Genomic DNA, 26,432 nt, shown 5'->3' on the forward strand with positions numbered 1-26,432 from the left:
TATGAATTACGAAAACATTTACATAGAAGAAGAGAATAGCATAGCCACCATCACCATTAATCGGCCTGAGAAAATGAATGCCCTCAACAAAAGAACCATTGAGGAGCTTCATGTGGCTTTTAAAGAATTGGATGATGACGATGACACCAAGGTCATCATCATAACAGGTAGTGGGGAAAAAGCCTTTGTGGCCGGAGCTGATATTTCAGAGTTTGCCCATTTTTCGGTAAAGGAAGGCCGACAATTGTCCGCAATGGGGCAAAAAAACCTCTTCAACCTAATAGAGGGTCTCACTACACCTGTTATAGCCGCTATTAATGGTTTTGCGCTTGGTGGCGGTTTGGAACTGGCCATGGCTTGTCATTTTCGGGTGGCAAGTAGCAATGCCCGCATGGGACTGCCCGAGGTGTCTTTAGGTGTAATCCCTGGCTATGGAGGTACACAACGTTTGCCTCAACTTATTGGAAAGGGAAGGGCTATGGAAATGATCATGACTGCAGGAATGATCGATGCGGATAAGGCATTTGTCTACGGACTGGTGAACCATGTGGTTTCACCTGAAGAGCTGTTGCCATTATGCGTTAAAATAGCGAGCAGGATATCGAATAATTCCACTGTGGCCATAAAACACGCAATAAAAGCCGTAAATGCTGGTTTTAAGTATGATGCTGATGGCTATGCCGTGGAGATTGATGCCTTTGGCCATTGTTTTGGCACCGATGATTTCAAGGAAGGAACATCGGCCTTTTTGGAAAAGCGCAAGGCAGACTTTCCCGGTTCATGACCATTGGCTTAACCAAGCCAGACCTGATGAAAAAACAAATACTTTTACTTTGCTTCCTATTGATTGGGGTACTCTCCAGTGCCCAAAAAATGCCCGTTTCTTATGATTTTGGCGAGAAATTTAATGACCGCTACAGGTATTCAAACTTATTAACCTTGGATGAAGATGGCACCGGAGGCTACATTTTGGTAAGGGCCTATTACCAAGGCCTCATTTTAAGGCCCAAAGGCTACCTTATTGAACATTATAACAAGGATTTGGAACTGGTATCCGAATACAATTACAAGCTTAAGGGTTTGGATTTTGTAGATGGCTTCCTAAAAAATGGACAGTTGAACCTGCTATTTCTCAATTATAACTACGATCGAGGTCAATATGAATATTGGGTTCATACCAGCCCCATTATCGCCTTTAATTTTAGGTCAGAAAAACTGTTGTCCATTGCTTCCGAAGAAGTAAATGACCCAGTGGGGAAAAACTTTTACAACCGTAATTTTTCCAACGGATTCTCTACGGCCGTTCTTTTTAATGAAGATAAAACAGGTTTCATTATAAGTACCCATCACAAAAAAGGAAAGAGCAATAAGCACATCATCCATTTATATGATACCGCCTTGCGCAAAAGGTTTGAGTACGACTTTTCAGATGAGATTGAGGAAAAGAACTATGCCTTTGAAAATATAGCCATTACTCGTGATCTGCAAACGGTCTATATAGTTGGAAAAGCCTATTTTAAAAAGAGGCGTTTTCAGGTTGATGAACGAAAATTCCAATATGAATTGATTCAGATTTCCCAAAATGGAAACAAGACCCAATCTTTTGTAGATCCCGGAAAGTACCCGGAAGCCTTATATCCCATTATACTTGACAACAGACTGGTCTGTATAGGGTTTTATGCAGATAGAAAGGATAATCGGTACAACGGCATCGCTTATTTTGATGTTGACCCAACCACATTAGAAGTAAATAGCCGAAAATACAACCCCTTTTCCCAGCAATTTATGGAAGACAAATTTGGACGGGATCAGGATAAGGACATCAAAAATTTAGTTTTTAAGGGAGTGGAGATAACAACTGAAGAGGATATCTTTTTCAACGCAGAAGAATACTTTGTCACCTCTGGACTTGAAGTTACCGGAGCCGGGCAACGGGTTAAGATTGAGCGGTATCACTACAATGACATAGTAAGTGTTAAGTTGGACTCCAATGGAAATATGGAATGGGCCAGAAATATCAATAAAACCGAAGTTACGCAAGGTGATGGTGCTTATGCATCCTATAGTTCGTACTGCAAAGATGGAAAGACCTATTTCTTTATCTGTACGGCTGCTGAGAACCCGCAGTTGATCAACAATGAACGCTTGATTTTCAAACAAGGATTGAGCCGAAATAGAAACGTATTTCTAATTTCTTTGGATGAAAATGGGAAAATGGACTACGAAAAGATCATCGACCAACAAGAAGCCCGATTGCCATTAATGGTTTCCAAACCGTTAAAGAATGAGCAAGAGGACAACATGCTTTTCTATGCCAAAAGGGGCAGTAAAAAACAGTTGGTCAAGGTAGACTTCAACTAAAGTTTTCATAAACGTTAAATAGAATTTAGCACAATCGTATATTGGATATAATCCTTAAATTTGGAATAAATCCAATTTTATGGAATCCAAGAATTTTCTCAAAGGAAGGGGAGCACAGCAAAACACACCCAACAAGTTTCTGAAGCATGTGTATGAGATGCGGGAGGATTTTTTGGAATTTTGTCGCTTGGAAGGCGAGGAAGCTGAGAACAACAAAACCCAATACATCCCAATTTTTCCAAAAACCATTGTCAATAAAGTGGATAGTCCAGATGTGGGGATGTGGTATTCCATGAACCCATACCAAGGCTGTGAGCATGGATGTATCTATTGTTATGCCCGTAATGCCCATGAGTATTGGGGCTACAGTGCTGGATTGGATTTTGAACGCAAGATTTTGGTAAAAAAAGCGGCTCCCGAGTTGTTGGAAGCCAAGATCAGACACAAGAATTGGAAGGCACAGACCATTGTACTTTCGGGTAATACCGACTGCTATCAACCTGCCGAAAAGGAGTTTGAAATCACCCGAAAATGTCTCCAGGTCTTCCTAAAGTATCGGCATCCCGTAGGGATCATTACCAAAAATGCCTTGATTCTTCGCGATTTGGATGTTTTGAAGGAATTGAATGCACATCAATTGGTAGGGGTGAATATTTCGATCACTTCATTATCTGAAAAAACCAGGCGAAAGTTGGAACCCCGAACGGCTTCCCTTCAAAAAAGATTGAAAGCCATTAAAGTTCTTTCAGAAAACAACATTCCCGTCAATGCCATGTTGGCCCCCATGATTCCGGGGATCAACAGCCATGAGTTGTTGGAATTGGCGAAAACGGTATCGGAACATGGGGCACTTTCTTTTGGGTTTACCGTGGTACGACTCAATGGGGCCATTGGACAAATTTTCACTGATTGGATCAAAAAGGCCATGCCCGATCGGGCCGAAAAAGTGTTGCATCTAATCCAAGACTGTCATGGAGGTACCATCAACGACAATCGTTTCGGACTTCGTAACCGGGGTGAAGGAAAAATTGCCACCCAAATCCACGATATGGCCAAATTGGCCAAACAGTTGTATTTTAAGGACAAAAGCTTCCCGGGGTTGAACAAAGAGCTTCATCAACAATATAAAGATGGACAGATGAAATTGTTTTGATTATGCAAGTTTCAAATGAACCTAATGCCATTCGTGCGCATTGGTGCAATTCGTGTCTGGATAGAAATGCTTGTATTTGCTTTTATCGACAAATCAATTTTTTTAAATAAATTTAAAAAGCTAGTCCAATCCATGTTGCATCTTTCGTCTTATGGATGAAAACAATGTGTAACCGTTCACTTTGGGTGGACATTAAAAAGTAAACAGATGAGTAATTTTTTGTATTTGTTCAGGGGCGGCAATGAAGCTTATGCCAAACTATCAAAAGAACAACAACAATCCCACATGCAGGTTTGGGGCGAATGGATGGGCGGTCTAAAGGAAAAAGGACAGCTTTTGGACGGGCTTCCTTTGGAAAAGGATGGAAAAGTAGTGCACAAACGTGGAGAAGTGGTCACAAATGGACCCTTTGCCGAAGGTGCTGAGATGGTGGGAGGCTACCTCATTGTTTCAGCCAAGAACATTGATGAGGCTGTTGAGATCTCCAAAGGATGCCCCATTTTTGATTATGAAGGTGCCTTTGTTGAAGTACGGGAAATCCTGTCCTTGGAACATTGATTTTTTAATCTGATGTCATTTCGAACGAATGTGAGAAATCTAAAACGCTTCATTAACGTACTATAGATTTCTCGTTTCACTCGAAATGACATTTTAAGAGCCCCAGCAAAATTACTTATGCCGCAAGACCACAAGAATACCGTTGAGCATCTTTTCCGGACGGAATATGGAAAGGTAGTGGCACTGTTGACCCATAAATTTGGGGCATCGTATCTGGAGCAGGTTGAGGATGCTACACAAGACACCTTTGTGAAGGCAATGCAGGTTTGGGCCTATCAATCCATTCCAGATAACCCCACTGCTTGGCTCTATCGGGTAGCGAGCAATAGGATGATCGACCTGTTGAGAAGAGCCAAAAAACTGGAATATAAAGAGGTAGGGGAATTGTATCCAAAGAGTGAAGTTGGCCATGCTTCGGACCCTGCTTTGGACCAGACCATTTCAGACAGTCAATTAAAAATGATCTTTGCCTGTTGCCATCCAGCTCTATCGGAGGAACATCAGATTATTTTGAGTTTAAAATTAATGGGGGGCTTCAGCAACAAAGAATTGGCAGAGGCTTTAATGAAAAAGGAAGAAGCTGTAGCCAAGTCGTTTACCAGGGCCAAGAAAAAGTTCAGGAAAGAGGTACAGCTATTGAAAATTCCTGTGCAAATGGGATTGCAATCCCGTTTATTCCAGATACTTCGGGTTATCTATCTGTTATTTACTGAAGGATATGCGGCCACTTCTGGATTACAGATCATTAAAAGGGACATCTGTTATGAAGCTTTACGTTTGGCGCTTTTGCTCCAAGACAATAAGTACTGCAAGCACCCTAACCTAAATGCCCTGATTGCCTTGATGTGTTTCCATGCCTCACGGTTTGATGCTCGATTGGATAAAGTGGGAGAATTGGTGACCTTGGAGCATCAGGATCGTTCCAAATACAACCAAGAGTTGATTTCCATCGGTATTCAACATTTGGAAAATGCTGGGACACAAGATCGAACGCCTTCGGATTATCATTTGGAAGCGGCACGTTCATATTATCATAGTATCGCCAAAAGTTTTGCAGAAACCGATTGGAAAAGCATCCTTTATTTATACGATGTACAATTAAAATTGTATTATTCGCCAATGGTGGCCTTAAACCGTATTATCCCTTTTGCCAAGCAACATGGCGCTAAAAAAGGCCTAGCTGAACTAGAAGTGCTTGGAAAACGAGGTGGTTTTGAGAATCAAGGGTTGTACCATGCCATTAGAGCAGAGCTTCAATCAGAGTTGAATCGGCCTAAAAAACAACAAGCATCCCTAAAGAAGGCCATTGCCCTCAGCGAAAATGAACTCGTTAAAAGGCACTACCAAAAGAAGATGAACCTCAACTAAAGCTGGCTTTACATCTGTTCTTCTTCCCCAATATGCTTTTTATAGAATTTCCATGCTTCGTGGGCCACATCACGACCCAGTTCCAAACCGGCTATATTATCAGATTGGATGTGATATCCACCCAGAACCCTTGAAATACCTGCCATTTCTGCAGTTTTGGTAAATGTTGGAAATTTTAAGGTGACAGTGTCCCCCAAATTTTCAGGTTCCGTAAGGTATCCTGCCACAAGCTCCACTTCCGATCCAAACTCATCGCTTCCGGTCCAAAGTTTTAGGGCTTCAGCGCAGCCACCACTGATTGTACTATGTCCTGAGGTATAACTCGGGAAAGGCGGACATAAAAAAGTGTCTGGGGAATAAGGTCTCCACTGGTTGCCATCCATCTCTATCATACCTTTTCCAACACCTCCCCAAGCCTTTATCTTTTGTTGGTCATAGTATTCGTGAACCAAGGCGTAGGGTCTTGCAAAATCATAGTACATTTTACTATCCCATGATGCGATGAAGGCATCCATGGCCACAACTTGGTTGTAGAAGAACATTTTTACGTCTTCGTCCAAGGTATGATCATCCCTTATGGAAACCTCTTGGGCAAATTTTAACCAGTGTCCAGCTTGTTGCACAGATTGTGGGCCATCTCGCATGAACTCGACCAAAGCTTTTTGCTCATCGGTGAGGTTGGCCTGCATCTCGATTACCTCTTTTACCTCTTCTTCCAATTGTTTGGACCCTATTTTTGGAGGAGGTCCTGGACGGAACTGATCGCCAGATTTCAATGAAACGGGTTTTACTTTGTCCCAAAATGGGGTTAGGCATCCCGGAGCAAACTTTCCGCCTTTTCCATCAGAAAAATACTTGGGCTGCCAACGATTGGGATCATTATTTTGATCTACGGGGTTGACGGGTTCGTAACCGGTGTAATCGAAATAGGGTTCACCATTGGAACCTTCTTCCTCGCCATATTGGTTGGCACCGTCGCCTTTTCTAGCTTCGATGACTGCCTTGGCAGCAAGGTTTCCAATGCCTTCGGGAGTGGTTGGGTCCAAAGATTCGTTGTTGGGATCTAGGCCCAATTCTACCATAAAATTGGTAAAAAGCTCCTTGTCTGAATAATAATATTCGTTCATGGCCCTGTAGGCGGCATAACTAACGGCAATTTCCTTGTTTTTGAGCGTCCGCTCATCCGATGGGCGCCTTTCCACGCCATCAAGGTATACAGGAATGGCCTTTTCATCATATCTAGACCAAGCATCGAAAATGGAAACAAAAATCAAGCCCAAAAATCTTGAGGTGATGGTAGGTCTTGGCTTAAACATTTCAGTGTCGTTTGCTGTTGCGATAATGGCCATTTCACTCCATTGGTAGGCAATGTTGTCAGCACCTTTGGGCTCCATGGCAGCATCGCTTGATTGTTGCATTTTTTGTTTGCAGTTCAGTAATGTTGCTACAACAAATAGCAGTAAGATTGCTCTTTTCATATTTAACGTTTAATCTAATAAGGCGGGCGAATATATGGGTTTAATACCTTAAATGCCAGCCATAAAACTAAAAAATATTAGGCCAATTCCCAACCTTTGCGATATTCGCGGGTGACCCACTCGTTTGCTTTTTCATAATTGGTGATTTTCATATTGTCCCCATCCCAGAACAGTTTGCGTCTGCCAGGGTACTCAAAAGGCTCCCAATCACCTACTTTTTTACCTTCTTTCAATACTTTGTATTGGTAAGCTTTAACGGCTAAATTCCCCATAAGTACAGTTTCTGTCAATCGTCCAGCTTTTTCAAAATTGGAAGATGTTGGGGTGCCGTTCAAACAGCCATCCACAAAATTGGCCATATGTCCGCCCACACTTCCTGGAACTCGTGGATATTTTGGTGAGGGAGTTTTATACAAATCCATCATTTCCGAAGGAAGTAAACGCGCGTTTCTGGAATAAGTATCGCAAATAAGTGTACCTTTTTCACCATACATAATGGTTCCGCCACCACTATCACCAATGGTTTCACCATCCTTTAATTCATCTGGAAGGTCAGGTTTAATTCCACCATCGTACCAGTTAAGGGCAATGTCTCCATGTTCTTCATGCTCAAACTTCAAATGGATTTTTGAGGATGGAGGGCAGGAAGGACTATAATCAGCTTCCACAAAATCACCTACCCAAACGGTTGTACAGCTGGCTTCCGCTTCTGTCGGATAGCCCAAATCAAGAACACTGAAGGGCGTTTCCATGATATGGCACCCCATATCGCCCAAAGCACCGGTGCCAAAATCCCACCAACCCCGCCATTTGAATGGCAGATAAGCTTCATTGTAATCCCGCATTGCGGCAGGCCCTAGCCAAGTGTCCCAATCCAATTCCCGAGGGACTCTTTGTTTTTTAGCAGGAACTGGGACACCCTGAGGCCATACGGGGCGGTTGGTCCAGCAATCTATGGTATGTACTTTTCCAATAATTCCAGATTCTACCCATTCCCGTGCAATGCGACTGCCATCACTTGAAGCACCTTGGTTTCCCATTTGGGTAACAATTCCATTTTCTTGGGCAACTTTGGTCATTAATCGGGCCTCATAAATGTTATGGGTCAATGGTTTTTCTACATAGGCATGTTTTTTCTCCCGCATAAAGGGTAAAGCAATTGTGGCATGCATGTGATCGGGAGTGGCTACCATTATGGCATCTATGTCGTTTAGGTGTGCATCGAAGACCTTTCTAAAATCCTTATATCGTTTAACATCGGGAAAAAGTTCGTAGGTGGGTTGGGCACGGCGGTCATCCACATCACAGAACGATACAAATTTTACCTTGCCCGTCTCGTTAAGTCCGCGAATTACACTTTCACCTCTTCCACCTACGCCAAATGCACCTACATATAAAGTATCACTTGGAGGAACATGGGTCTTTCCCAAAACATGGCTTGGAACAATTGAAAAAACAGCGGAAGCAGCTGCCGCATTTTTAATGAATTTTCTTCTTTGCATTTTGTTGTTTAGTTTGAATAGTTCTCCAAGATACAAAAATCAACTCGAGGTCAAAGACTATTCTCCTTCCCACTCCTTGTAAAACTGTTTTAGGTAGTCCAACATGAATTGATGCCGCTCTTGGGCCATTTTTTTGCCAGTTTCTGTGTTCATTTTTTCATTTAATAAAAGGAGTTTTTCATAAAAATGATTGATGGTCGGTGCCTGCGAGTTTTTGTACTCCTCTTTGGTCATGTGAAGATTGGGAGGAATATTGGGGTCATACAGAGGTCTGTTTTTAAATCCACCATAATTAAATGCCCTTGCAATACCAATGGCACCCATGGCATCCAATCGGTCGGCATCTTGCACCACCTGCAGTTCTTTTGATGAAAAAATTTGGGAATTAGTGTCCAAACTGTTTTTAAAGGACATGTTTCGGATAATGCTGACCACATGATCAATGATAGGGTTGTTCACTTTTTGGGAAATTAGAAAATCCCGGGCCATTTTAGGTCCCACGGTTTCATCACCATTATGAAATTTTGGGTCGGCAATGTCGTGCAACAGTGCTGCCAATTGCACTACCAGTACATCCACTTTTTCATGCTCGGAAATCAATTTTGTTGTATTGAAAACCCTTTCAATATGAAACCAATCATGGCCACCTTCAGCATTTAGAAGTGTTTCCTTTACAAAATTGACGGTATGCTGTACCAATATATCCTGATTCATTTTGAAAGAGATATTCCTGAAACAATCTGCTTTTCAACTTGGGCTATCAATGCTTCCACATCACCTTCAATCTCCACTGGAGGATGGACTTTAAATGTAAGATGGTTACCTAATCCCATGGGAAATTTTCCGTAGCGCAGCAACTTCCATGAATTATTTATACTGATAGGTACAATCAATGCGGAAGGTGCATTTTTCATCAACACTTTCAATCCCGTTGTACGGAAAGGTTTGGGTACTCCGTTCCGGCTGCGGGTACCTTCCGGAAAAATTACGGCACTACGACTGTTCGTTTCAATGTATTTGCCCAATTTTTGGAGTTCAGCAATGCTTTGCTTCGGGTCTTTACGATCTATGAGGGCGGAACCACTGTGTCTCAAATTAAAGGATACACTGGGAATACCTTTGCCCAATTCAATTTTACTGACAAACTTGGGATGGTACTTTCGCATATACCAAATCAAAGGAGGAATATCGTACATGCTCTGGTGATTGGTAACAATGATCAGCGGTCTATCGGTTGGGATGGTTTGCTGGTTTTCAAATGTATATCGGGTACCGAGCACGTTGGTACATCGCATAATGAACCAATTAAGGATGGAAACGCTTCGTTTGTGCGCATCATACCCAAAGACCTTCAAACAAAACCATTGTATGGGATGAAAAATGACCAGCACCAATCCAAAGCAAATGAAAAAAAGTACGGTCAAAGGGTATGAAAGCAATTTTGGCATCCTTGGCGAATTGTGGATTTAGGTGAACGAAATTTGGGACTAAAATAAAGCATAGCCAACTTTTTTAATGCTGAAAAACAAAAAACCACCCTTAAGGGTGGCTTAATTTTTTAAATCGGGGAAGGGTTAACAGAACTCGTTATAGGCTTCCATTAAGTTTTCTGCGATAAGCTCCGCAGGTCTTCCCTCAATATGGTGTCTTTCGATCATGTGCACCAATTCGCCATCTTTAAAGAGGGCCATACTTGGCGATGATGGTGGAAAAGGCACCATGTGGTTTCTTGCCGTGTTCACCGCTTCGGTGTCCACTCCGGCAAACACAGTGACCAAGTGGTCTGGTTTTTTGCTGTTTTGCAGGCTCAGTTTGGCTGCTGGTCTGGCGTTGGCAGCTGCACATCCACAAACTGAATTGACCACAACCAGTGTGGTTCCATCTTGTTTAAGTGCATTTTCAACGGCTTCACTTGTATATAGTTCTTCAAACCCGGCGGTGGCCAAGTCTGCTCGCATAGGTTTTACCAATTCTTCAGGATACATAGGCTTCTTTTTAATTAGGTTACAAAGATACGTTTTTGTCGGGTTTATACCATGACCCTTAACATTGCTTATGGTATTGATTCCTTTGCAAAGCCCTATATTTGGGCTTTAAATTTTTTGAAGGATGATTAAATGGGTGGCCGCCTTTCTCGGCTATTTTTTATTCCGGTTTCCAGGAGCCATTTTGGGATTCATAGTAGGTAGTTTTTTGGACAACCTTGGAGGGTCCGGAGGCGGCCCTAAAACCGTGTTTCAAGATTATACGCGGCAACGGGCTTCCCCTGCCGATTTTGAACTGAACTTGCTTTCGCTCTGTTCCATCGTTATCAAGGCCGATGGGCAGGTGAACCAACGGGAGTTGGATTATGTGCGACAGTACTTTTTGAGTACGTATGGCAAGGAAAAGGCCAATGCCATTTTTAGGACGTTCAATGACGTTATTAAAAAGCGGGAAATATCTTCCCAGCGCATTTGTGAATATATGGTGCAGCGCACCCGGTATGAGGTTCGTTTGCAATTGTTGCACTTTTTGTTTGGCATAGCCCAGGCTGATGGGCAGGTGAGCAAGGCCGAACTTAACAAATTACGGGAAATCGCGGGGTATTTGCGTGTGGGCCGACATGATTTTGACAGTATCATGGCCATGTTCATCAAGTCCACGGATAATTCTTATAAGATTTTGGAAATTGACAAAAATGCCACAGACGAGGAAGTAAAGAAAGCCTATCGCAATATGGCCAAGAAATATCATCCGGACCGTGTTGTTACCAAAAATGAGGCCATTAAGAAAGGGGCTGAGGAAAAATTCAAGGAAGTGCAGAAGGCTTATGAGATTATCCAAAAAGAAAGGGGAATTTCATAGTTTTAGTTAGGAGTTAGGAGTTAGGAGTTAGGAGTTGTTGGATGGTGTACACCTCAAAACCAAGACTATAAATCATGAATTCTAAACCATAAACAACAAATAGGATGCAAGAATTTTTGTTTTATGTGAAACTAGGGCTGAACCACGTGTTGGATTTTGGCGCGTATGACCATATCCTGTTTTTATCCGCTTTAGCAGTCCCGTTTACCTTTAAGAATTGGAAGCGAGTTGTAATTTTGGCGACCATATTCACTATTGCTCATTGCACTTCATTGGCCCTGTCCGTCTATGAGGTCTTTACTGTGGATGTGGAACTCATTGAATTCTTGATTCCAGTCACTATTTTGTTGACGGCACTTTTCAATTTTGCTTATGTGTTTCGGGAAGCCATGCAGGTGGGATTGTATTTGCACGTTCTGGCCACGGCATTTTTTGGATTGATTCACGGTTTTGGCTTTTCAAACTACTTTAAGATGTTGATGGCAGAGGAAGAGGACAAAATCACACCTTTGTTGGGTTTTGCTACTGGAATAGAGCTTTCGCAAGTGACCATTATCCTGATTATTTTGACCCTGGCTTTTGTGATGTTGGACCTACTAAAAGTTAAAAGACCCATTTTTATTGCGGTGACCTCAATTTTGATCATCGCTATCACAATACCCTTGCTCATTGCAACGTTTCCCAACTAGAGGCTTCGTTAAATTTAATCGAATAAGGTTGTAAGGGTCTTCCAAAGCAGGTATATTTATTTCATTATCCGCGGATTTAGTGCTATATGAAGGAGAGTAAACAAGAAAAATACGACAAAGCGTATCTAAGAATGGCCCAAGAATGGGGCAAACTCTCCTATTGTAAAAGAAGACAGGTGGGCGCCATTATTGTTAAAGATCGGATGATTATATCCGACGGATACAACGGAACACCTACCGGATTTGAAAATTTTTGTGAGGATGATGAAGGGTACACCAAGTGGTATGTGCTCCATGCTGAGGCCAATGCAATCCTAAAAGTAGCCTCATCCACACAGTCCTGCGAAGGGTCCACTTTGTACATTACCTTATCCCCATGCAGGGAATGCAGTAAGCTGGTGCATCAAGCTGGCATAAAACGTGTGGTATACCAAACGGCCTACAAGGATGATTCAGGTCTGAAGTTCTTGGAAAGGGCAGGAGTAGAGACCGTTCATTTGCCCGTTTTGGAAGAAATGGTCTAAAAAAACCATTGCTATTATGAAGAAAATCAAAGGATATATTTGGCCCACATTGCTAGCTCTAGCCGTAGCTATTGGGATTTTTATAGGAGGTAAGCTTCATTTTAATGACGGCCCTGAAAAACTGTTTTCCACCAATTCCAAAAAAGACAAACTCAATCGACTTATTGATTATATCGACTACGAATATGTGGATGATATTGATACCGATAGCATCGTGGATGTTACCGTGAACAATATTTTGGGAAAACTGGACCCTCATTCCGTCTATATTCCTAAGAGTGAAATGGAAGAGGTCTCTGAAAGCATGAAAGGCGATTTTGTGGGAATAGGGGTTAGCTTCTACAAATACAAGGATACCATCACTGTTATTAGAACCATAAAAAATGGACCTAGTTATATCAGTGGGATAAAACCGGGAGACCGTATTCTATCCGCAAATAATGATACTCTTTTTGGGCGCAGAATCCCAAATGACGATTTAGTCTCCAAATTAAAGGGCAAAGTTGGTACTAAAGTCGATTTAAAAGTATTCCGAAAGTCCGAAAACAAGATTTTGGACATCACTGTCATTCGTGATCATGTGCCAATTAAAAGTGTGGATGCCTATTACATGCTTACCAAAGATATGGGCTACATCAAAATAAATCGATTTGCAGAGTCCACCTTTGATGAATTCAAGGATGCCCTGAAAAAGCTCAAAATTAGGGGAGCTGAGAAATTGGTCTTGGACCTGCGTGACAATCCTGGGGGTTATTTGGGCATCGCCGAAAAATTGGCCGATGAGTTTTTGGAAGATGATAAGCTGATTTTGTTCACCAAAAACAAAAAAGGGCGTGTTAAAAAAGCATACGCTACCAACAAAGGCGATTTTGAGAACAAACCGGTCTATGTTTTGATCAATGAACGTTCCGCTTCGGCCAGTGAGATTATTGCTGGAGCCCTACAAGATAATGATATTGGCACCATTGTGGGAAGGCGTTCCTTTGGAAAAGGATTGGTACAGCGCGAGATGGATTTGGGTGATGGTTCGGCCGTGCGCCTGACCGTTTCAAGATATTATACGCCGACGGGGCGTTCCATTCAAAAATCGTACAAAAATGGGAATCGGGATTACTATCAGAAGTTCATGGAACGGTACGTCAGTGGAGAGCTTATTTCTGCAGATAGCATTAAAGTAGCGGATTCCCTAAAGTTTGTAACGCCCAAAGGAAAAGTGGTCTATGGCGGTGGCGGAATTATTCCTGATGTTTTTGTTCCCATTGGAAGTAACGAGGAGGAGGCTATTGAGAGCATGGATGATACCTATCAGTTTTTTTCCCGATTTGTTTTTGAACATTTGGAAAAGGACCGAACCCGCTATGCGGACTATACCCGAAATCAGTTTTTGGATGAATACCGAGTGGACGACATCCTTTTTGATGAGTTCATTGAGTTTGTACTGAACCGAAAGGTCAAACTAGACTTTTATGCTCAGGAAGACAAGATAAAAGCTTTTATAAAAGCGAACATAGCCGAACAACTGTACTCACCCAACCTTTCGGCCCAAATCAAGGGAGAGTACGATTCCATGCTCAAAAAGGTAAAGGATATTGACGCCGCTGTCATAGAACGGTCTTCAGAAGGTATAATCGGGATGCACAATTAATCCTTGTTCAGCTTTTTCTGTATTTTTTTTGAGGTCATAAAAATCAGCAAGAGTACAATGGCGCACAATGAGGCCACTATCCCTATCAAAGCTACGGTACTATCCCCTTCAAAGGGATTTTCAAAATCTACCAATGTTACATTGTAGCCAATAAGAGCCAAGGCCAGAATAATAAGGATAATGCTGAATGTTTTATTCATGGTATGGCTTTATAGATGCTCAAAGAGCTGGTTGATGTTGGCTGCAAAAAGCTTTACGGCAATGGCCAAGAGTATTACACCGAATACTTTTCTAATAATACTGAGGCCTATTTTCCCCAAGACCCGCTCAATTTTGGCGCTTGATTTAAGCACAATATATACAAAGATAATATTTAGGATAATGGCAACAATAATGTTTTCCACATGATATTCCGCTCTAAGGGCCAAGAGTGAGGTCATGGTGCCCGCTCCGGCAATCAGTGGAAAAGCAATGGGAACTATGGAGGCACTTTCAGGCTCATCATCTTTGTAAAGGGTAATGCCCAAGATCATTTCAATGGCCAAAAAGAAGATGATAAAGGAACCCGCCACAGCAAAAGAGTTGACATCTATACCGATTAGCGAAAGGATTCGTTCCCCAACAAAAAGAAAGGCCACCATTATACAGGCCGCCACAATGGAAGCTTTTTCAGACTGAATATGGCCCACTTTGCTGCGCAAGGATATAATTATGGGAATACTGCCCACAATATCAATTACCGCAAAAAGGATCATACTGGCAGTTGCAATTTCCTTAAAATTCAAATTCATCACGTTGCTTTTTTTGGTCTGCAAATGTACGTCTTAAAACGACTTTTGGATGATATAAAATGTTGGGAAAACATCAATTTTTTTGTTTTGGATTACCTTTGCCCCAAAAGAAGGGAAACAGATGTTTCAGATAGGTAAAACCATAGTGTCCGAAGAGATTCTGGAAAACGATTTTGTATGCAACCTAAATGCGTGCAAAGGTGCTTGTTGTGTTGGAGGGGAATATGGGGCACCAGTGGAGGATGCGGAAACCGATATTCTGATAAATATTTACGAAAAAGTAAAGCCCTATCTAAGGCCTGAGGGCATTAAGGCCATTGAAGAGCAAGGGACTTTTGTAAAAGGGGAAGATGGAGAATGGGAAACCCCCTTGGTAAAAAACAGTGAATGTGCCTACGTTATTTTTTCTGAGGAAGGGATCGCCAAATGTGGCATTGAAGCCGCTTGGGAAGATGGTGCGGTAAAATGGCGAAAGCCCGTTTCTTGCCACCTGTATCCTGTCCGTACCCGTGAATATTCCGAGTTTACCGCGGTAAACTACCATAAATGGGAAATATGTGATCCTGCTTGTAGTTTGGGAAAAGAATTAAAAGTGCCCGTTTACAAGTTTGTAAAAGACGCCCTAATTCGGAAATTTGGAAAGAAATGGTACGAAGAATTGGAGGAAGTGGCCGTGGGCCATGCTAAATCGTAGGGATGTCCAAGATCACCTTGGTTCCCTTTGGGCTGCCATCCGTATTGAACAAGTCCACAATATCCACATCAAATTTGTTCTGGTAATCTTTTGAGAAATTGGCCAATCGCTCCTTGGTGATTCGGATACCGACTGATTTTCGTTTCAGCACTCTGTTTTCTTTATTGGCCTCGGCGGCTCCCCTACCCACACCATTGTCCTCAATTTCAATGGAAACGTGGTTCTGACTCTTTCGTTTTACGTTCAAATGAATCATCTTCTTGCCTTCCTTGGGAGAAAGTCCATGCCAAAGGGAATTTTCAAGGAAGGGCTGTAAGGCCAATGAAGGGATTTTTATATTGGAGGGGCAGAGATTTTCATCCACAGTGATTTTAAAATCGATTTCATTGGAAAACCGGATGTTCTCAATGTTCATATACAATTCAATGGTCTCCAGTTCTTCCGCCAAGGTAATTTCCCGCTGGGACGAAGCCTCCAGTATTTTACGCACCAACTTTGAAAATTTGTTCAGATAGTGAACTGCATTTTTTTGCTCATTGTTGATGATGTAAAGCTTGATGGAGTTCAATGAGTTGAACAAAAAATGGGGGTTCATCTGGCTGCGGAGCATGTTTTGTTCCAAGGAAAGCACCCTTTTTTCATTCTTGTTTTGGTACTGTCGGTACAAAATGTAAAGAATGGAGGCCACCAGCCCCACAATCAAGGCACTTACCAATAAGGTGGTCTGGTTTTTCTTTAATCGTAGGCGCACAATTTCATTTTCTTTGGCCAGAACAGAGATTTGGTTGTTCTTTTTTTCTGCCTCATATCGTACAATAACATCGTTCATGTACCTTAAATTGGTAGCACTGGAGATTTCCTTTTCAAACTCAGAAGCCTTTTTAAAATAGGCGTAAGCCTCTTTAAAATTTCCCCTTTCCCGTTCAAGGTCGGAAAGCTTTTGGTATCCGGCAACAACATTACTGGGCATGTTGTGGTTTTGAGCCATTTCCAATCCTTCTTGGATAAACTGATCAGCCTTGTCAAACTCTCCTACTTTTGTATACGCCCAACCTGTATTTATAAAAATGGACGAGGTAATAAAAAAATCACCTATATCTTTGGATTCTTTATGAAGGGGTTCCAGCAGCACAAGTGCGGCATAGGGCATATCCTGTTTTAAATAGACCTGGGCCAAGCTGTTCTTGCAGATGACACGCCCATAATCTGAACCGATTTCCTCATTATAGGCCAGGGATTTCCGGTAGTTTTCCAATGCACCCTCCAAATCTCCCTTTTGCTCCAAACAATCCCAATGTTTTGGTGGTTTATGGCAAGCCCCAATTTGTTGCCCAGTTCTTCTTCCAGCTTCAGGGCTCTCTTAAACTGCATGATGGCCAAATCATGCTGTTCCAAGGTTTGATATAGGTTTCCAATACTGTTCAAGGACACATTGATGCTCCTTTTGATATGATGTGATGGGTTTTCAACCTCCTCTGCTATTTCCAAGGCTTTTTGGTTGTAGTCCAATGCAGTTTTAATGGCATCGGTGCGGCGATAAACCACCCCTAGCATATTCAAGCTAAGAACCTTTAGTTCTGTGTTGTTTGCCTTTTCCGAAAGTTCAAGGGCCTGTTCATGAAGGTCGGCAGCTTTTTTAAATTGGGAAATGTTCCTGTATTTTGTTCCTAGTTGGTCTAGCGCATAAGCTTCCCCTTCCAAATAGTTGTTTTCTCTGGCCAGATTGGCAAAATAGCGTAGAAGGGTGGTATCCTGTTTTTCTTCCTTGAGTTCGGTGTCCAGGGAGAGATAGGTTTTGGGCATGAGTTCAACCAATCGCTCGGCCTTTTCTTTAAAATCATCTGGGATTTCTTGGGCACGGGCCATGTGAAAGCCAAGCAATACCAGTAGTGGGCATAAGATTGCCTTTCGCAGTGGACCTAGGTTTTTGATGTGTTTGATCTCAATTGTAAGCACAGGTATATTGGGACGTTATAACATATCCAGAAAGTCGGATTTTTTTTGCCTCGAGACTGGGATTTTATGATTGGATTCCAACACAACGTATCCATCGGTCTTTAGGAATTCCTTTATTTTGTTCAGGTTGATGATGTAGGAGTTGTGAATCCTAAAAAAGCTATTGTCTGGCAAGAGGGTATTTACTTCCTTTAACTTTTTGGTAAGTAATATTTTTTGACCATCGCTCAGGAAAATGGTACTGTAATTCCCATCAGATTCAGCATAAAGAATATCATCACTGTTCAGGAACACCAATTTTCCATCGGTATTTATCGTGATTTTTTTGCTGTGCGATTCAGCATTGAAATTCAACAATATTTTCTCTAACCGATTCACGGTCAAATTCTTGGCGTTATATTTTTTTATCTTGGCAATGGTCAGCTCAAGGTCATCGGTGTCAATGGGTTTGAGCAAATAATCAATGGCCTCATTCTTTAAGGCCTGAAGGGCGTATTGGTTGTATGCTGTGGTGATGACCACCGGAAAATCCTTGTTCTTTAAGTTTTTGATGAACTGGAAACCGTCCATGGCTGGCATTTCTATATCCAAGAAGAGACAGTCCGGAGTATTTTGTTCCAGATAGTCCAAGGCCTCGTGCGCATCGGTGAACGATGCAATAATGTCCACCTCATCGCTCAAGTTGGTCAACTCCCAACTCAAACTCTGCAATGCCTTGATTTCGTCATCTACAATAACCGCTTCTAGCATATAAACAATAATAGGTATTTCAAATTTAGGATTATTCTGTTTATGCTTCTTAAAATTATGTGTTGATGGACTAGTAACACGTATAACTGGTCAAAAATGCCAAATCAAGTGAAAAGGGCTTCCTTTTTTGATGAACGCCCCCTTATTGAGGGCAAAAAGGAATCTCAATGCTCAAAATCAACAAACCAATTATACAAAAAAGCCAACCGTTTATACATACCAACAAGGATACAGGACCATTGTTATCTATCTTGGCACTGTCAAAAATTGGGGTATTCATCTAATATCAAAATTAATATGAAAAAGTGTTTTGTACTGTTCATAATTTTAATAATGGCCTTGATTTTTGCCGCTGTTTCGGAAAGTAAGGACATGGAAGTACAGCAAAATTGGGATAGTGTGGCCGTAGAGGGCCACCATGCTCCCAGATAAACGTTCATAAATATTATTACCAATAAATAGTACGGCCAAAGCAACCAATTCTCTTGATTATAGAAACCGCTTGCAAAGAAAAATCTTCAGAGGAACCTTGGTTTAATGTTTGATTTTGGGTTTCGGGGGAACTACCTGGAATTAAATGGATCCAATGGCATAACCTGAAGAGGCCGTACGTTTGGTAATATCATTGAATTATGGCACTAACCGCAGTTCATAAGCAGTAAGACCAATTAGTATGTTGCAATATACTTTTTGGTCTTTTTTTGTTTGTGGAAAATTCCAACGTAAAAGTTATCAAAGGACAGGTTTGGCCGAGGCCAGCAAGGGTAACCGCCACACTAGATTTCAACAGTCAGTGTTAAAAACTTTAACCCCGTTTCGCGAATACATACTTTACAATCTACCAACAATTTTGAATCTTTGTTAGTCCCTATTCACATGGAAATCTCCTTCCAGATTGTAAATTTTAACAAGCGATTATGTCAGAAGCAATTGAGCCCATATTACAAGAAAACAAAGATAGATTTGTAATTTTTCCCATTAAACACCACGATTTGTGGGATTGGTATAAGAAGCAAGAGGCTTGTTTTTGGACTGCCGAGGAAATCGATCTGCATCAGGATTTATCGGATTGGAACACCAAGTTGAACGATGACGAACGTTACTTCATCAAACATATTTTGGCCTTTTTTGCCGCTTCGGATGGAATTGTAAATGAAAATCTGGCCGAAAACTTTGTCAATGAAGTTCAGTACTCTGAGGCCAAATTCTTCTACGGTTTCCAAATTATGATGGAGAACATCCACTCTGAAACCTACTCATTGCTCATAGACACCTATGTGAAGGAGGAAAAGGAAAAGAGTGTGCTCTTCAAGGCCATTGAAAATTTTCCTGCCATTAAAAAGAAAGCTGATTGGGCCTTAAAATGGATAGAATCACCAAGTTTCGCCGAAAGATTGATTGCCTTTGCCGCAGTGGAAGGGATTTTCTTCTCCGGCGCCTTCTGTTCCATCTTTTGGCTGAAGAAAAGAGGATTGATGCCTGGACTCACGTTTTCCAATGAGTTGATTTCACGGGACGAAGGAATGCATTGCGATTATGCTGTGCACTTGCACAACAACCATTTGCAAAACAAAGTGTCCAAGGAGCGTATCAAGGAAATTATAGTTGATGCATTGAACATAGAAAGAGAGTTCATTACAGAGTCACTTCCCGTGAGCCTCATTGGAATGAACGCCAAATTAATGACCCAATACCTGGAGTTTGTAACTGACCGATTGTTGGTTGAGTTGCAATGCGAGAAAGTGTACAATGCCACCAATCCATTTGATTTTATGGATATGATTTCCCTCCAAGGGAAGACCAATTTCTTTGAAAAACGCGTGTCTGAATATCAAAAGGCCGGTGTTTTGAACAAGGAGAAAGATTCTGATTCGCAAAAAATCAGTTTCGACGCAGATTTTTAAGTAACCAAATTGTTTGTTGACTTCCGATAGCCCCGGAAGTTTTCATGCACTTAACACAAAATGTTAAATTTTTAACATTCAATAAGAACCAACAATAACCCTAAAATATTCGTAGCGCCATGTATGTAGTAAAAAGAGATGGAAGAAAGGAGCCGATCATGTTCGACAAGATTACGGCCCGAGTTAGAAAACTTTGTTATGGACTCAATCCCCTGGTGGACCCGGTAAAGGTGGCCATGCGGGTTATTGAGGGATTGTACGATGGGGTTACCACATCCGAGCTGGATAATTTGGCAGCCGAAATCGCAGCCACCATGACCACTACCCATCCCGATTATGCAAAATTGGCGGCGCGTATCTCCGTTTCCAACCTGCACAAAAACACAAAAAAATCCTTCTCCGAAACGATGAAGGACCTCTACGAATATGTGAATCCAAGAACCGGTAAAAAAGCACCACTGCTTTCTGATGAGGTGTACAAGGTGGTTTCCGAGAATGCCGAAACCTTGGATTCTACCATTATTTACAACCGGGATTTTGGCTACGATTATTTCGGTTTTAAAACCTTGGAACGTTCCTATTTGCTTAAAATCAATGGCAAAATTGCGGAGCGTCCCCAGCACATGCTCATGCGTGTGGCCGTTGGTATCCATTTGAATGACATGGAATCTGCCATAGAGACTTATGAGTTGATGTCCAAAAAGTTCTTCACTCATGCTACACCCACACTCTTCAACTCAGGAACACCAAAACCACAGATGTCTTCCTGTTTCCTGCTTGCGATGAAGGATGACAGTATCGATGGGATCTACGACACCTTGAAGCAAACCGCCAAAATTTCCCAATCTGCAGGAGGAATTGGACTTTCAATCCACAACATAAGAGCAACAGGTTCCTACATCGCAGGAACCAATGGAACGTCAAATGGAATTGTGCCCATGCTTCGCGTTTATAATGACACAGCGCGCTATGTGGACCAAGGTGGTGGAAAAAGAAAAGGGAGCTTCGCCATTTATGTGGAGCCTTGGCATGCTGATATTTTCGACTTTTTGGATTTGAAGAAAAACCACGGTAAAGAGGAAATGCGCGCCCGCGATTTGTTCTACGCCATGTGGATTCCGGACTTGTTTATGAAACGGGTAGAAGCCGATGGCGAATGGACCTTGATGTGCCCCAATGAATGCCCAGGACTGTTCAGCAACCACAGTGATGAGTTTGAAAAGTTGTATACTCAGTATGAAGCTGAGGGAAAAGGACGCAAGACCATTAAAGCACGCGATCTTTGGGAGAAAATATTGGAGTCACAGATAGAGACGGGAACCCCATATATGCTCTACAAGGATGCAGCCAACCGCAAAAGCAACCAAAAGAACTTGGGTACCATCCGTTCTTCCAATTTGTGTACTGAAATCTTGGAATACACTTCTCCCGATGAGGTGGCGGTATGTAACTTAGCCTCCATTGCGTTACCCATGTTCATCAAAAATGGGGAATTTGACCACAAGGAACTTTTCCGGGTAACAAAGCGAGTGACCAAAAACCTGAACAAGGTAATTGACCGTAATTTCTATCCGGTGGAAGAAGCCAGAAACTCCAACATGAGGCACCGACCTATTGGTCTGGGGGTGCAGGGATTGGCCGATACTTTCATTATGTTGCGCATGCCTTTCACGAGTGATGAGGCCAAAAAATTGAACCAGGATATTTTTGAGACCCTATATTATGCTGCGGTTACCGCTTCCATGGAAATGGCCAAGGAGGAAGGAACCTATTCCAGCTATGAGGGATCGCCCATTTCAAAAGGAGAATTTCAGCACAATCTTTGGGGTATCAAAGACCAAGAACTTTCCGGAAGATGGGATTGGGAAAAACTCAGAAAGGAAGTAAAAAAGAACGGGGTCAGGAACTCTTTGTTGGTCGCTCCAATGCCAACTGCTTCCACGTCACAGATTTTGGGGAACAATGAATGTTTTGAGCCTTATACTTCCAACATTTATACCCGTAGGGTATTGTCTGGAGAGTTCATTGTAGTGAACAAACACCTTTTGGAAGATTTGGTCCGATTGGGCCTATGGAACGAAAACCTGAAACAAGAGTTGATGCGTGCCAACGGTTCCATTCAACATATCGATGTGATTCCGCAGGAAATCAAAGAACTCTACAAGACGGTTTGGGAGCTCAGTATGAAGGACATCATTGATATGAGCCGTCAACGGGGTTATTTCATAGATCAAAGCCAATCGTTGAACCTCTTTATGGAAAATGCCAACTATTCCAAGCTTACATCGATGCATTTCTATGCTTGGAAGAGTGGTCTCAAAACAGGTATGTATTACCTCAGGACCAAGGCAGCAGTGGACGCCATTAAATTTACTTTGGATAATTCCAAAAAGAAAGAAGAGCCTGTTGCTGTTGTGGTGGAATCTGAAATAACATCGGCAACTAAAGCTGAGGCTTTAAAAGTAGAAGCTACAGATGCCAGTCAACAAGAAGTGGACATACAACCTATGACGCCAGAAGAGATGAAAGAGATGATCGCACGCGCCAAGGAAGGTCAAGCAGACGATGATTGCTTGATGTGCGGATCGTAGCTTGTACTGAGCTTTATCAGTATGTGTGATAGTGTTTATTGATTAGTACCTCGGAGAACGTTCACCCCACTTAGAACCATCCGAGGTATTTTCATTTCAAAATGGAGAACAAAATTACAGTGACCAAGCTTTGCCGTCGGTCAATGTAGTTACATCGTCACATGGAATGTATTCACCTGGAATAGGTGCATAGGCCAATACCTCTTCCCCTACATATTCAGAATTTTTATAAGCAAAAATGGCCATATCCCTTAAATCGTTGGCAAATGAAAAACGGGCAATGTCATCATCAATATCGCCTTGGCCACCATTCATTACAGCTTCCATATAGCTGTCAATGGCCTCTGTATGGATTTCTTCTTGCTCCGGTGTGCGTTTGGCCAAGTATGTCTTTAAAACAGGCTCTATATCGGCAGCTTCCACATCTGTTAAAGACTGTTTGCCAGAATCGGATAGGACCTTGTCAAAAAATTTGTCCATTCTCAACTTTACAAAATCCAATTGCTCTTTAGGTAATACCTCATCCATAAAAGAATCAAAGAACACATGAAGGTTCATTTCTGTTGCAGAGGGCGTATCCGTTTTTGGTAAGATGATATCCAAGGTCTGTGCAAGTGCATATCCTTGGTCTTGGCTCAAAAAGGAAGGCACCCATTCTGCATACGCAGGTTTATCCTTACAGCTTTGGAGTAATCCCAATAGTGTTGGAGTGGCCACGGCATATCCAAAGGCCATCCCCATATTTTTAAGTGCAGATCTTCTTTCCATTATATATTTCCTTTTTTAAGTTCTTGAGCGGCATGGTTTGCAGCTCTTGCAGTAAATGCCATATAGGTCAATGAAGGATTCACGCAGCTCGCAGATGTCATGAAAGCTCCATCAGTAACATAGACATTTTTACAGGCATGAACCTGATTGTACCCATTCAATACAGAGGTTTTTGGATCACGTCCCATACGAGCGGTTCCCATTTCGTGGATGCCAAGTCCTAAAGCTCCGGGGTTATCATAAGGTTCAACATCCCTAAGTCCAGCTTTGGTAAGCATTTCCACGGCCTGTTCTTTCATGTCTTCTCTCATGTTCCACTCGTTTTCCTTGAACTCAGCATCAAAAGTAACCGTAGGTAAGCCCCATTGATCCAATTTATCATAATCCATCGTCATTCGGTTATCTTCATAAGGTAGCACCTCGCCAAATCCACCCATACCAAAAGACCAGCCTCCTGGTTTAAGAATAGCTTCTTTTAGGTCTTTTCCATACGAAAGTTCAGCTACGGTTTCTTCCCAGTTGTCCCTTCCGGCACCACCTTGATAGCCATACCCTCTAATAAACCTGTCGGTATTGGAACTACCACCCAAGTTTCTAAATCGAGGAACATAGACCCCATTGGGTTTTCTTCCCTTATAATATTTGTCGTCAAAGCCATCAAACTTACCTGAAGCACCAACACCTAAATGATGGTCCATGATGTTTCTTCCCAATTGGTCGGAGTCGTTACCCAATCCATTTTCAAAGCGATCAGATTTGGATTGCATCAATATGGAAGTTGAAGCTAGGGCAGAGGCGCAAAGGAAAATTACCTTGGCCTTGAACTCAAATTCTTCTTTGGTCTCACGGTCAATGACTTTTACCCCAGTTGCTTTTTTGGTATTTGGATCATAAATTACTTCATGAACAATGGAATCTGGGCGCAATGTCATATTCCCGGTTCTTTCCGCAGCAGGTAAGGTAGAGGAAACGCTACTGAAGTAGGCTCCAAAAGGACATCCTCTGATACAACGGTTCCTAAACTGGCAACGCACACGTCCGTCACCATCAAATTGTTTGTCACTATTGATGTGGGCCACTCTTCCTGCAGTAATCACGCGACCATCAAAATGCTCGGCCACTTTTTCCTTTACATGGTTCTCCACACAGTTGAGTTCCATCATGGGTTCAAAAATACCATCCGGAAGTTGGGGGAGTCCCAAAGTTTCACCGGTAACTCCAATATAACTCTCAACCTTGTCATACCAAGGGGCAATATCTTTATAGCGAACTGGCCAATCCACGGCAATACCATCATTTTTATTGGCACCAAAATCAATATCACTCCAGCGGTAGCTATGACGACCCCACATAATGGAACGTCCACCTACATGGTAGCCGCGCATCCAATCAAATCGTTTTGTTTCATTATAAGGATGGTCAATATCATCCACAAACCAAAAATTGTGTGGTGCTTTCACCGTATATCCAGTTCTGGCCTGTTTTTCTTGTCTGGCCGCTTTTTCTCTTGGCAATTCACCATTATGGGGGAAATCCCAAGGGTCTGAATTAGCTGTAGGATAGTCTTCTCTGTGTTTTACCATGGGACCACGTTCCAAGACGAGGGTCTTTAGGCCGTTCTCACATAGCTCCTTTGCAGCCCAACCACCACTAATGCCTGTTCCTACTACAATGGCATCATATGATTCCTGCTCCTCGTTGTAATAAAATTTACTCATTTATTCGGATTGTTTATTTGCTAAATGTATTAATTATTAAATTAATTTTCTACATTTAATCCCTATGTTTATTGAGAATTCTCTACTATAACGTTGTAGTTTTTGGATTCTATAAGAAAATCGATAGTTTGAATTTATGAACAAAAAGAATGTTTTTCAAAACGGCTTTTTGGCCGTAATGGTAATTTTAGTGTCAGCATTTTATTCCTGCAAGCAGAATCAGAAAAAAGAAACCTCTGATAATCAAGCGTCCGAGGAAGTTGTGGCTGAAACAACAGAACCTTCCTATAAACTTTCCTTGGCCCAATGGTCCATCAACAGAATGATCAGAGAAGATGGGGTTGATCCCTACAAGTTTGCCGAAATGGCCAACGAATGGGGTTTTGAAGGATTGGAGTACGTAAGCCAGTTGTATTATCCCGAGTTGGAAAAGGACAATTTTTCGGAAGCTGCCATGAAAACTTTTGTTGAAAAAAGCAAGGCCGAGAGTGAGAAATATGGTCTTGAGAACCTACTGATCATGGTAGATGGACAGGGAGATTTGGCGGCAGAAGATGAGAATGAACGTAAAGAAGCCGCAGAAAACCACCACAAATGGGTTGATGCTGCTGCAGCTTTGGGCTGTCACTCAATTCGAGTGAATTTAAATGGAACCCAAGACCCTGAGGTATGGGTACCAGCTTCCATTGATGGACTTACGCAATTGGCTACCTATGCCAAAGACAAGAATATCAATGTAATTGTTGAAAACCATGGTGGCCCTTCATCAAACGCAGCATTGTTGGCAGAAGTCATTGAACAAGTGGGTATGGAGAATTGTGGTACATTGCCAGATTTTGGCAATTTCTGCATCAAAAGGGAGGCAGGGGATTATTACGAATCCAAATGTGTTGAGGAATATGATCGATACAAAGGAGTTGAGGAATTGATGCCCTATGCCAAAGGGGTCAGTGCCAAATCCTATGGTTTTGATGAAGAAGGCAAGGAGACCACCATCGACTTTGCCAGAATGATCAAGATTGTTAAAGATTCGGGTTATACGGGATTTATTGATGTTGAATATGAAGGGAACGAACTGAGCGAGGAAGAAGGTATATTGGCCACAAAAAGATTATTGGAAGAACTTCTTTGACCC

The 26,432-nt window shown here is 42.1% G+C and carries 26 protein-coding genes; 14 read left to right on the forward strand and 12 right to left on the reverse strand.

Translation table 11 applies throughout. The features are described from left to right. The first annotated feature begins 1 nt into the window (after position 1). The 5 genes from FG28_RS07210 (at position 2) to FG28_RS07230 (ending at position 5,440) form a co-directional block, all read left to right on the forward strand. Positions 2 to 784 carry an enoyl-CoA hydratase/isomerase family protein gene (locus FG28_RS07210; protein ID WP_036381333.1) on the forward strand — a complete coding sequence of 261 codons (783 nt, stop codon included), beginning with the start codon at positions 2 to 4 and terminating at the stop codon, positions 782 to 784. Between the two features lie 26 nt (positions 785 to 810). Then, a complete protein-coding gene (locus tag FG28_RS07215) occupies positions 811 to 2,361 on the forward strand; it encodes a hypothetical protein (protein WP_036386263.1) in 1,551 nt (516 codons plus the stop codon). A gap of 79 nt (positions 2,362 to 2,440) precedes the next feature. After that, positions 2,441 to 3,514, forward strand: coding sequence for a PA0069 family radical SAM protein (locus FG28_RS07220; RefSeq protein ID WP_036381335.1), 1,074 nt, complete (start codon positions 2,441 to 2,443; stop codon positions 3,512 to 3,514). Positions 3,515 to 3,721: 207 nt separating this feature from the next. Further along, entirely contained in the window at positions 3,722 to 4,072 is a 351-nt protein-coding gene (locus FG28_RS07225) for a YciI family protein (protein ID WP_036381336.1), read from the forward strand. Positions 4,073 to 4,189: 117 nt separating this feature from the next. Then, on the forward strand, positions 4,190 to 5,440 hold the full coding sequence (locus FG28_RS07230; RefSeq protein ID WP_036381338.1) for an RNA polymerase sigma factor: 1,251 nt from the start codon (positions 4,190 to 4,192) through the stop codon (positions 5,438 to 5,440). An 8-nt stretch (positions 5,441 to 5,448) separates the two neighbouring features. On the opposite strand, the gene FG28_RS07235 is transcribed toward FG28_RS07230, so the two are convergent. From FG28_RS07235 to FG28_RS07255, 5 genes are all read right to left on the reverse strand, one after another. Beyond that, positions 5,449 to 6,918, reverse strand: a complete 1,470-nt coding sequence (locus FG28_RS07235) for a vanadium-dependent haloperoxidase (protein WP_036381341.1) — start codon at positions 6,916 to 6,918, stop codon at positions 5,449 to 5,451. A gap of 77 nt (positions 6,919 to 6,995) precedes the next feature. Then, positions 6,996 to 8,420, reverse strand: a complete 1,425-nt coding sequence (locus FG28_RS07240; RefSeq protein WP_036386265.1) for a Gfo/Idh/MocA family protein — start codon at positions 8,418 to 8,420, stop codon at positions 6,996 to 6,998. A 57-nt stretch (positions 8,421 to 8,477) separates the two neighbouring features. Then, entirely contained in the window at positions 8,478 to 9,134 is a 657-nt protein-coding gene (locus tag FG28_RS07245; RefSeq protein ID WP_036381343.1) for an HD domain-containing protein, read from the reverse strand. Beyond that, complete coding sequence (locus FG28_RS07250; RefSeq protein WP_036381346.1) at positions 9,131 to 9,868, reverse strand: 1-acyl-sn-glycerol-3-phosphate acyltransferase; 738 nt, start codon at positions 9,866 to 9,868, stop codon at positions 9,131 to 9,133. Before FG28_RS07250 ends, FG28_RS07245 begins: the two co-directional genes overlap by 4 nt. Positions 9,869 to 9,994: 126 nt before the next feature. After that, positions 9,995 to 10,405 (reverse strand): BrxA/BrxB family bacilliredoxin, encoded by a 411-nt coding sequence (locus tag FG28_RS07255; protein WP_036381348.1) that lies wholly within the window; start codon positions 10,403 to 10,405, stop codon positions 9,995 to 9,997. Between the two features lie 124 nt (positions 10,406 to 10,529). Between FG28_RS07255 and FG28_RS07260 the strand changes: the two genes are divergently transcribed. The 4 genes from FG28_RS07260 (at position 10,530) to FG28_RS07275 (ending at position 14,125) form a co-directional block, all read left to right on the forward strand. Further along, complete coding sequence (locus tag FG28_RS07260) at positions 10,530 to 11,267, forward strand: TerB family tellurite resistance protein (RefSeq protein ID WP_036381351.1); 738 nt, start codon at positions 10,530 to 10,532, stop codon at positions 11,265 to 11,267. Between the two features lie 104 nt (positions 11,268 to 11,371). Further along, positions 11,372 to 11,956, forward strand: a complete 585-nt coding sequence (locus tag FG28_RS07265; protein WP_036381354.1) for a HupE/UreJ family protein — start codon at positions 11,372 to 11,374, stop codon at positions 11,954 to 11,956. Positions 11,957 to 12,042: 86 nt separating this feature from the next. Then, positions 12,043 to 12,480: a dCMP deaminase family protein gene (locus FG28_RS07270; RefSeq protein WP_036381356.1), complete on the forward strand. Its 438-nt coding sequence runs from the start codon at positions 12,043 to 12,045 to the stop codon at positions 12,478 to 12,480. Between the two features lie 16 nt (positions 12,481 to 12,496). After that, positions 12,497 to 14,125 carry a S41 family peptidase gene (locus FG28_RS07275; protein ID WP_036381359.1) on the forward strand — a complete coding sequence of 543 codons (1,629 nt, stop codon included), beginning with the start codon at positions 12,497 to 12,499 and terminating at the stop codon, positions 14,123 to 14,125. Here FG28_RS07275 and FG28_RS07280 read toward each other — a convergent pair. Further along, positions 14,122 to 14,325 (reverse strand): hypothetical protein, encoded by a 204-nt coding sequence (locus FG28_RS07280; protein ID WP_036381362.1) that lies wholly within the window; start codon positions 14,323 to 14,325, stop codon positions 14,122 to 14,124. The two genes, FG28_RS07275 and FG28_RS07280, sit on opposite strands and share 4 nt — an antisense overlap. 9 nt (positions 14,326 to 14,334) lie before the next feature. Continuing rightward, on the reverse strand, positions 14,335 to 14,916 hold the full coding sequence (locus FG28_RS07285; RefSeq protein ID WP_036386266.1) for a MarC family protein: 582 nt from the start codon (positions 14,914 to 14,916) through the stop codon (positions 14,335 to 14,337). Positions 14,917 to 15,037: 121 nt separating this feature from the next. Here FG28_RS07285 and FG28_RS07290 point away from each other — a divergent pair, with 121 nt between their 5' ends. Beyond that, positions 15,038 to 15,610 (forward strand): DUF3109 family protein, encoded by a 573-nt coding sequence (locus FG28_RS07290; RefSeq protein ID WP_036381365.1) that lies wholly within the window; start codon positions 15,038 to 15,040, stop codon positions 15,608 to 15,610. Here the strand turns inward: FG28_RS07290 and FG28_RS21090 are convergent. From FG28_RS21090 to FG28_RS07300, 3 genes are read right to left on the reverse strand one after another with little or no spacing between them, the layout of a single operon-like run. Next, on the reverse strand, positions 15,600 to 16,760 hold the full coding sequence (locus FG28_RS21090; protein ID WP_316930879.1) for a histidine kinase: 1,161 nt from the start codon (positions 16,758 to 16,760) through the stop codon (positions 15,600 to 15,602). The genes FG28_RS07290 and FG28_RS21090 overlap by 11 nt on opposite strands. An 8-nt stretch (positions 16,761 to 16,768) precedes the next feature. Further along, positions 16,769 to 17,566: a tetratricopeptide repeat protein gene (locus tag FG28_RS20935; protein ID WP_231562606.1), complete on the reverse strand. Its 798-nt coding sequence runs from the start codon at positions 17,564 to 17,566 to the stop codon at positions 16,769 to 16,771. A gap of 15 nt (positions 17,567 to 17,581) precedes the next feature. After that, the gene (locus FG28_RS07300; protein WP_036381368.1) at positions 17,582 to 18,316 is read right to left on the reverse strand and encodes a LytTR family DNA-binding domain-containing protein; all 735 of its coding nucleotides are present in this window, start codon (positions 18,314 to 18,316) and stop codon (positions 17,582 to 17,584) included. A 297-nt stretch (positions 18,317 to 18,613) separates the two neighbouring features. Between FG28_RS07300 and FG28_RS21040 the strand changes: the two genes are divergently transcribed. The 3 genes from FG28_RS21040 to FG28_RS07310 all read left to right on the forward strand — a co-directional run bounded on the left by FG28_RS21040 (position 18,614) and on the right by FG28_RS07310 (position 22,811). Next, on the forward strand, positions 18,614 to 18,748 hold the full coding sequence (locus FG28_RS21040; RefSeq protein ID WP_262491871.1) for a hypothetical protein: 135 nt from the start codon (positions 18,614 to 18,616) through the stop codon (positions 18,746 to 18,748). Between the two features lie 485 nt (positions 18,749 to 19,233). After that, positions 19,234 to 20,220, forward strand: coding sequence for a ribonucleotide-diphosphate reductase subunit beta (locus tag FG28_RS07305; protein ID WP_036381371.1), 987 nt, complete (start codon positions 19,234 to 19,236; stop codon positions 20,218 to 20,220). Positions 20,221 to 20,339: 119 nt separating this feature from the next. Then, complete coding sequence (locus FG28_RS07310; protein ID WP_036381374.1) at positions 20,340 to 22,811, forward strand: ribonucleoside-diphosphate reductase subunit alpha; 2,472 nt, start codon at positions 20,340 to 20,342, stop codon at positions 22,809 to 22,811. 114 nt (positions 22,812 to 22,925) lie between these two features. Here FG28_RS07310 and FG28_RS07315 read toward each other — a convergent pair whose 3' ends face one another. Together FG28_RS07315 and FG28_RS07320 are read right to left on the reverse strand one after the other, a co-directional pair. Beyond that, entirely contained in the window at positions 22,926 to 23,579 is a 654-nt protein-coding gene (locus tag FG28_RS07315) for a gluconate 2-dehydrogenase subunit 3 family protein (protein ID WP_036381378.1), read from the reverse strand. Further along, positions 23,579 to 25,297 (reverse strand): GMC oxidoreductase, encoded by a 1,719-nt coding sequence (locus tag FG28_RS07320; RefSeq protein WP_036381381.1) that lies wholly within the window; start codon positions 25,295 to 25,297, stop codon positions 23,579 to 23,581. The genes FG28_RS07315 and FG28_RS07320 overlap by 1 nt, the downstream gene beginning before the upstream one ends. Before the next feature lie 136 nt (positions 25,298 to 25,433). Between FG28_RS07320 and FG28_RS07325 the strand changes: the two genes are divergently transcribed. Then, on the forward strand, positions 25,434 to 26,429 hold the full coding sequence (locus FG28_RS07325) for a sugar phosphate isomerase/epimerase (RefSeq protein WP_036381384.1): 996 nt from the start codon (positions 25,434 to 25,436) through the stop codon (positions 26,427 to 26,429). Positions 26,430 to 26,432 lie beyond the last annotated feature (3 nt).

The organism is Muricauda sp. MAR_2010_75, from assembly GCF_000745185.1.
Taxonomy (GTDB): domain Bacteria; phylum Bacteroidota; class Bacteroidia; order Flavobacteriales; family Flavobacteriaceae; genus Flagellimonas.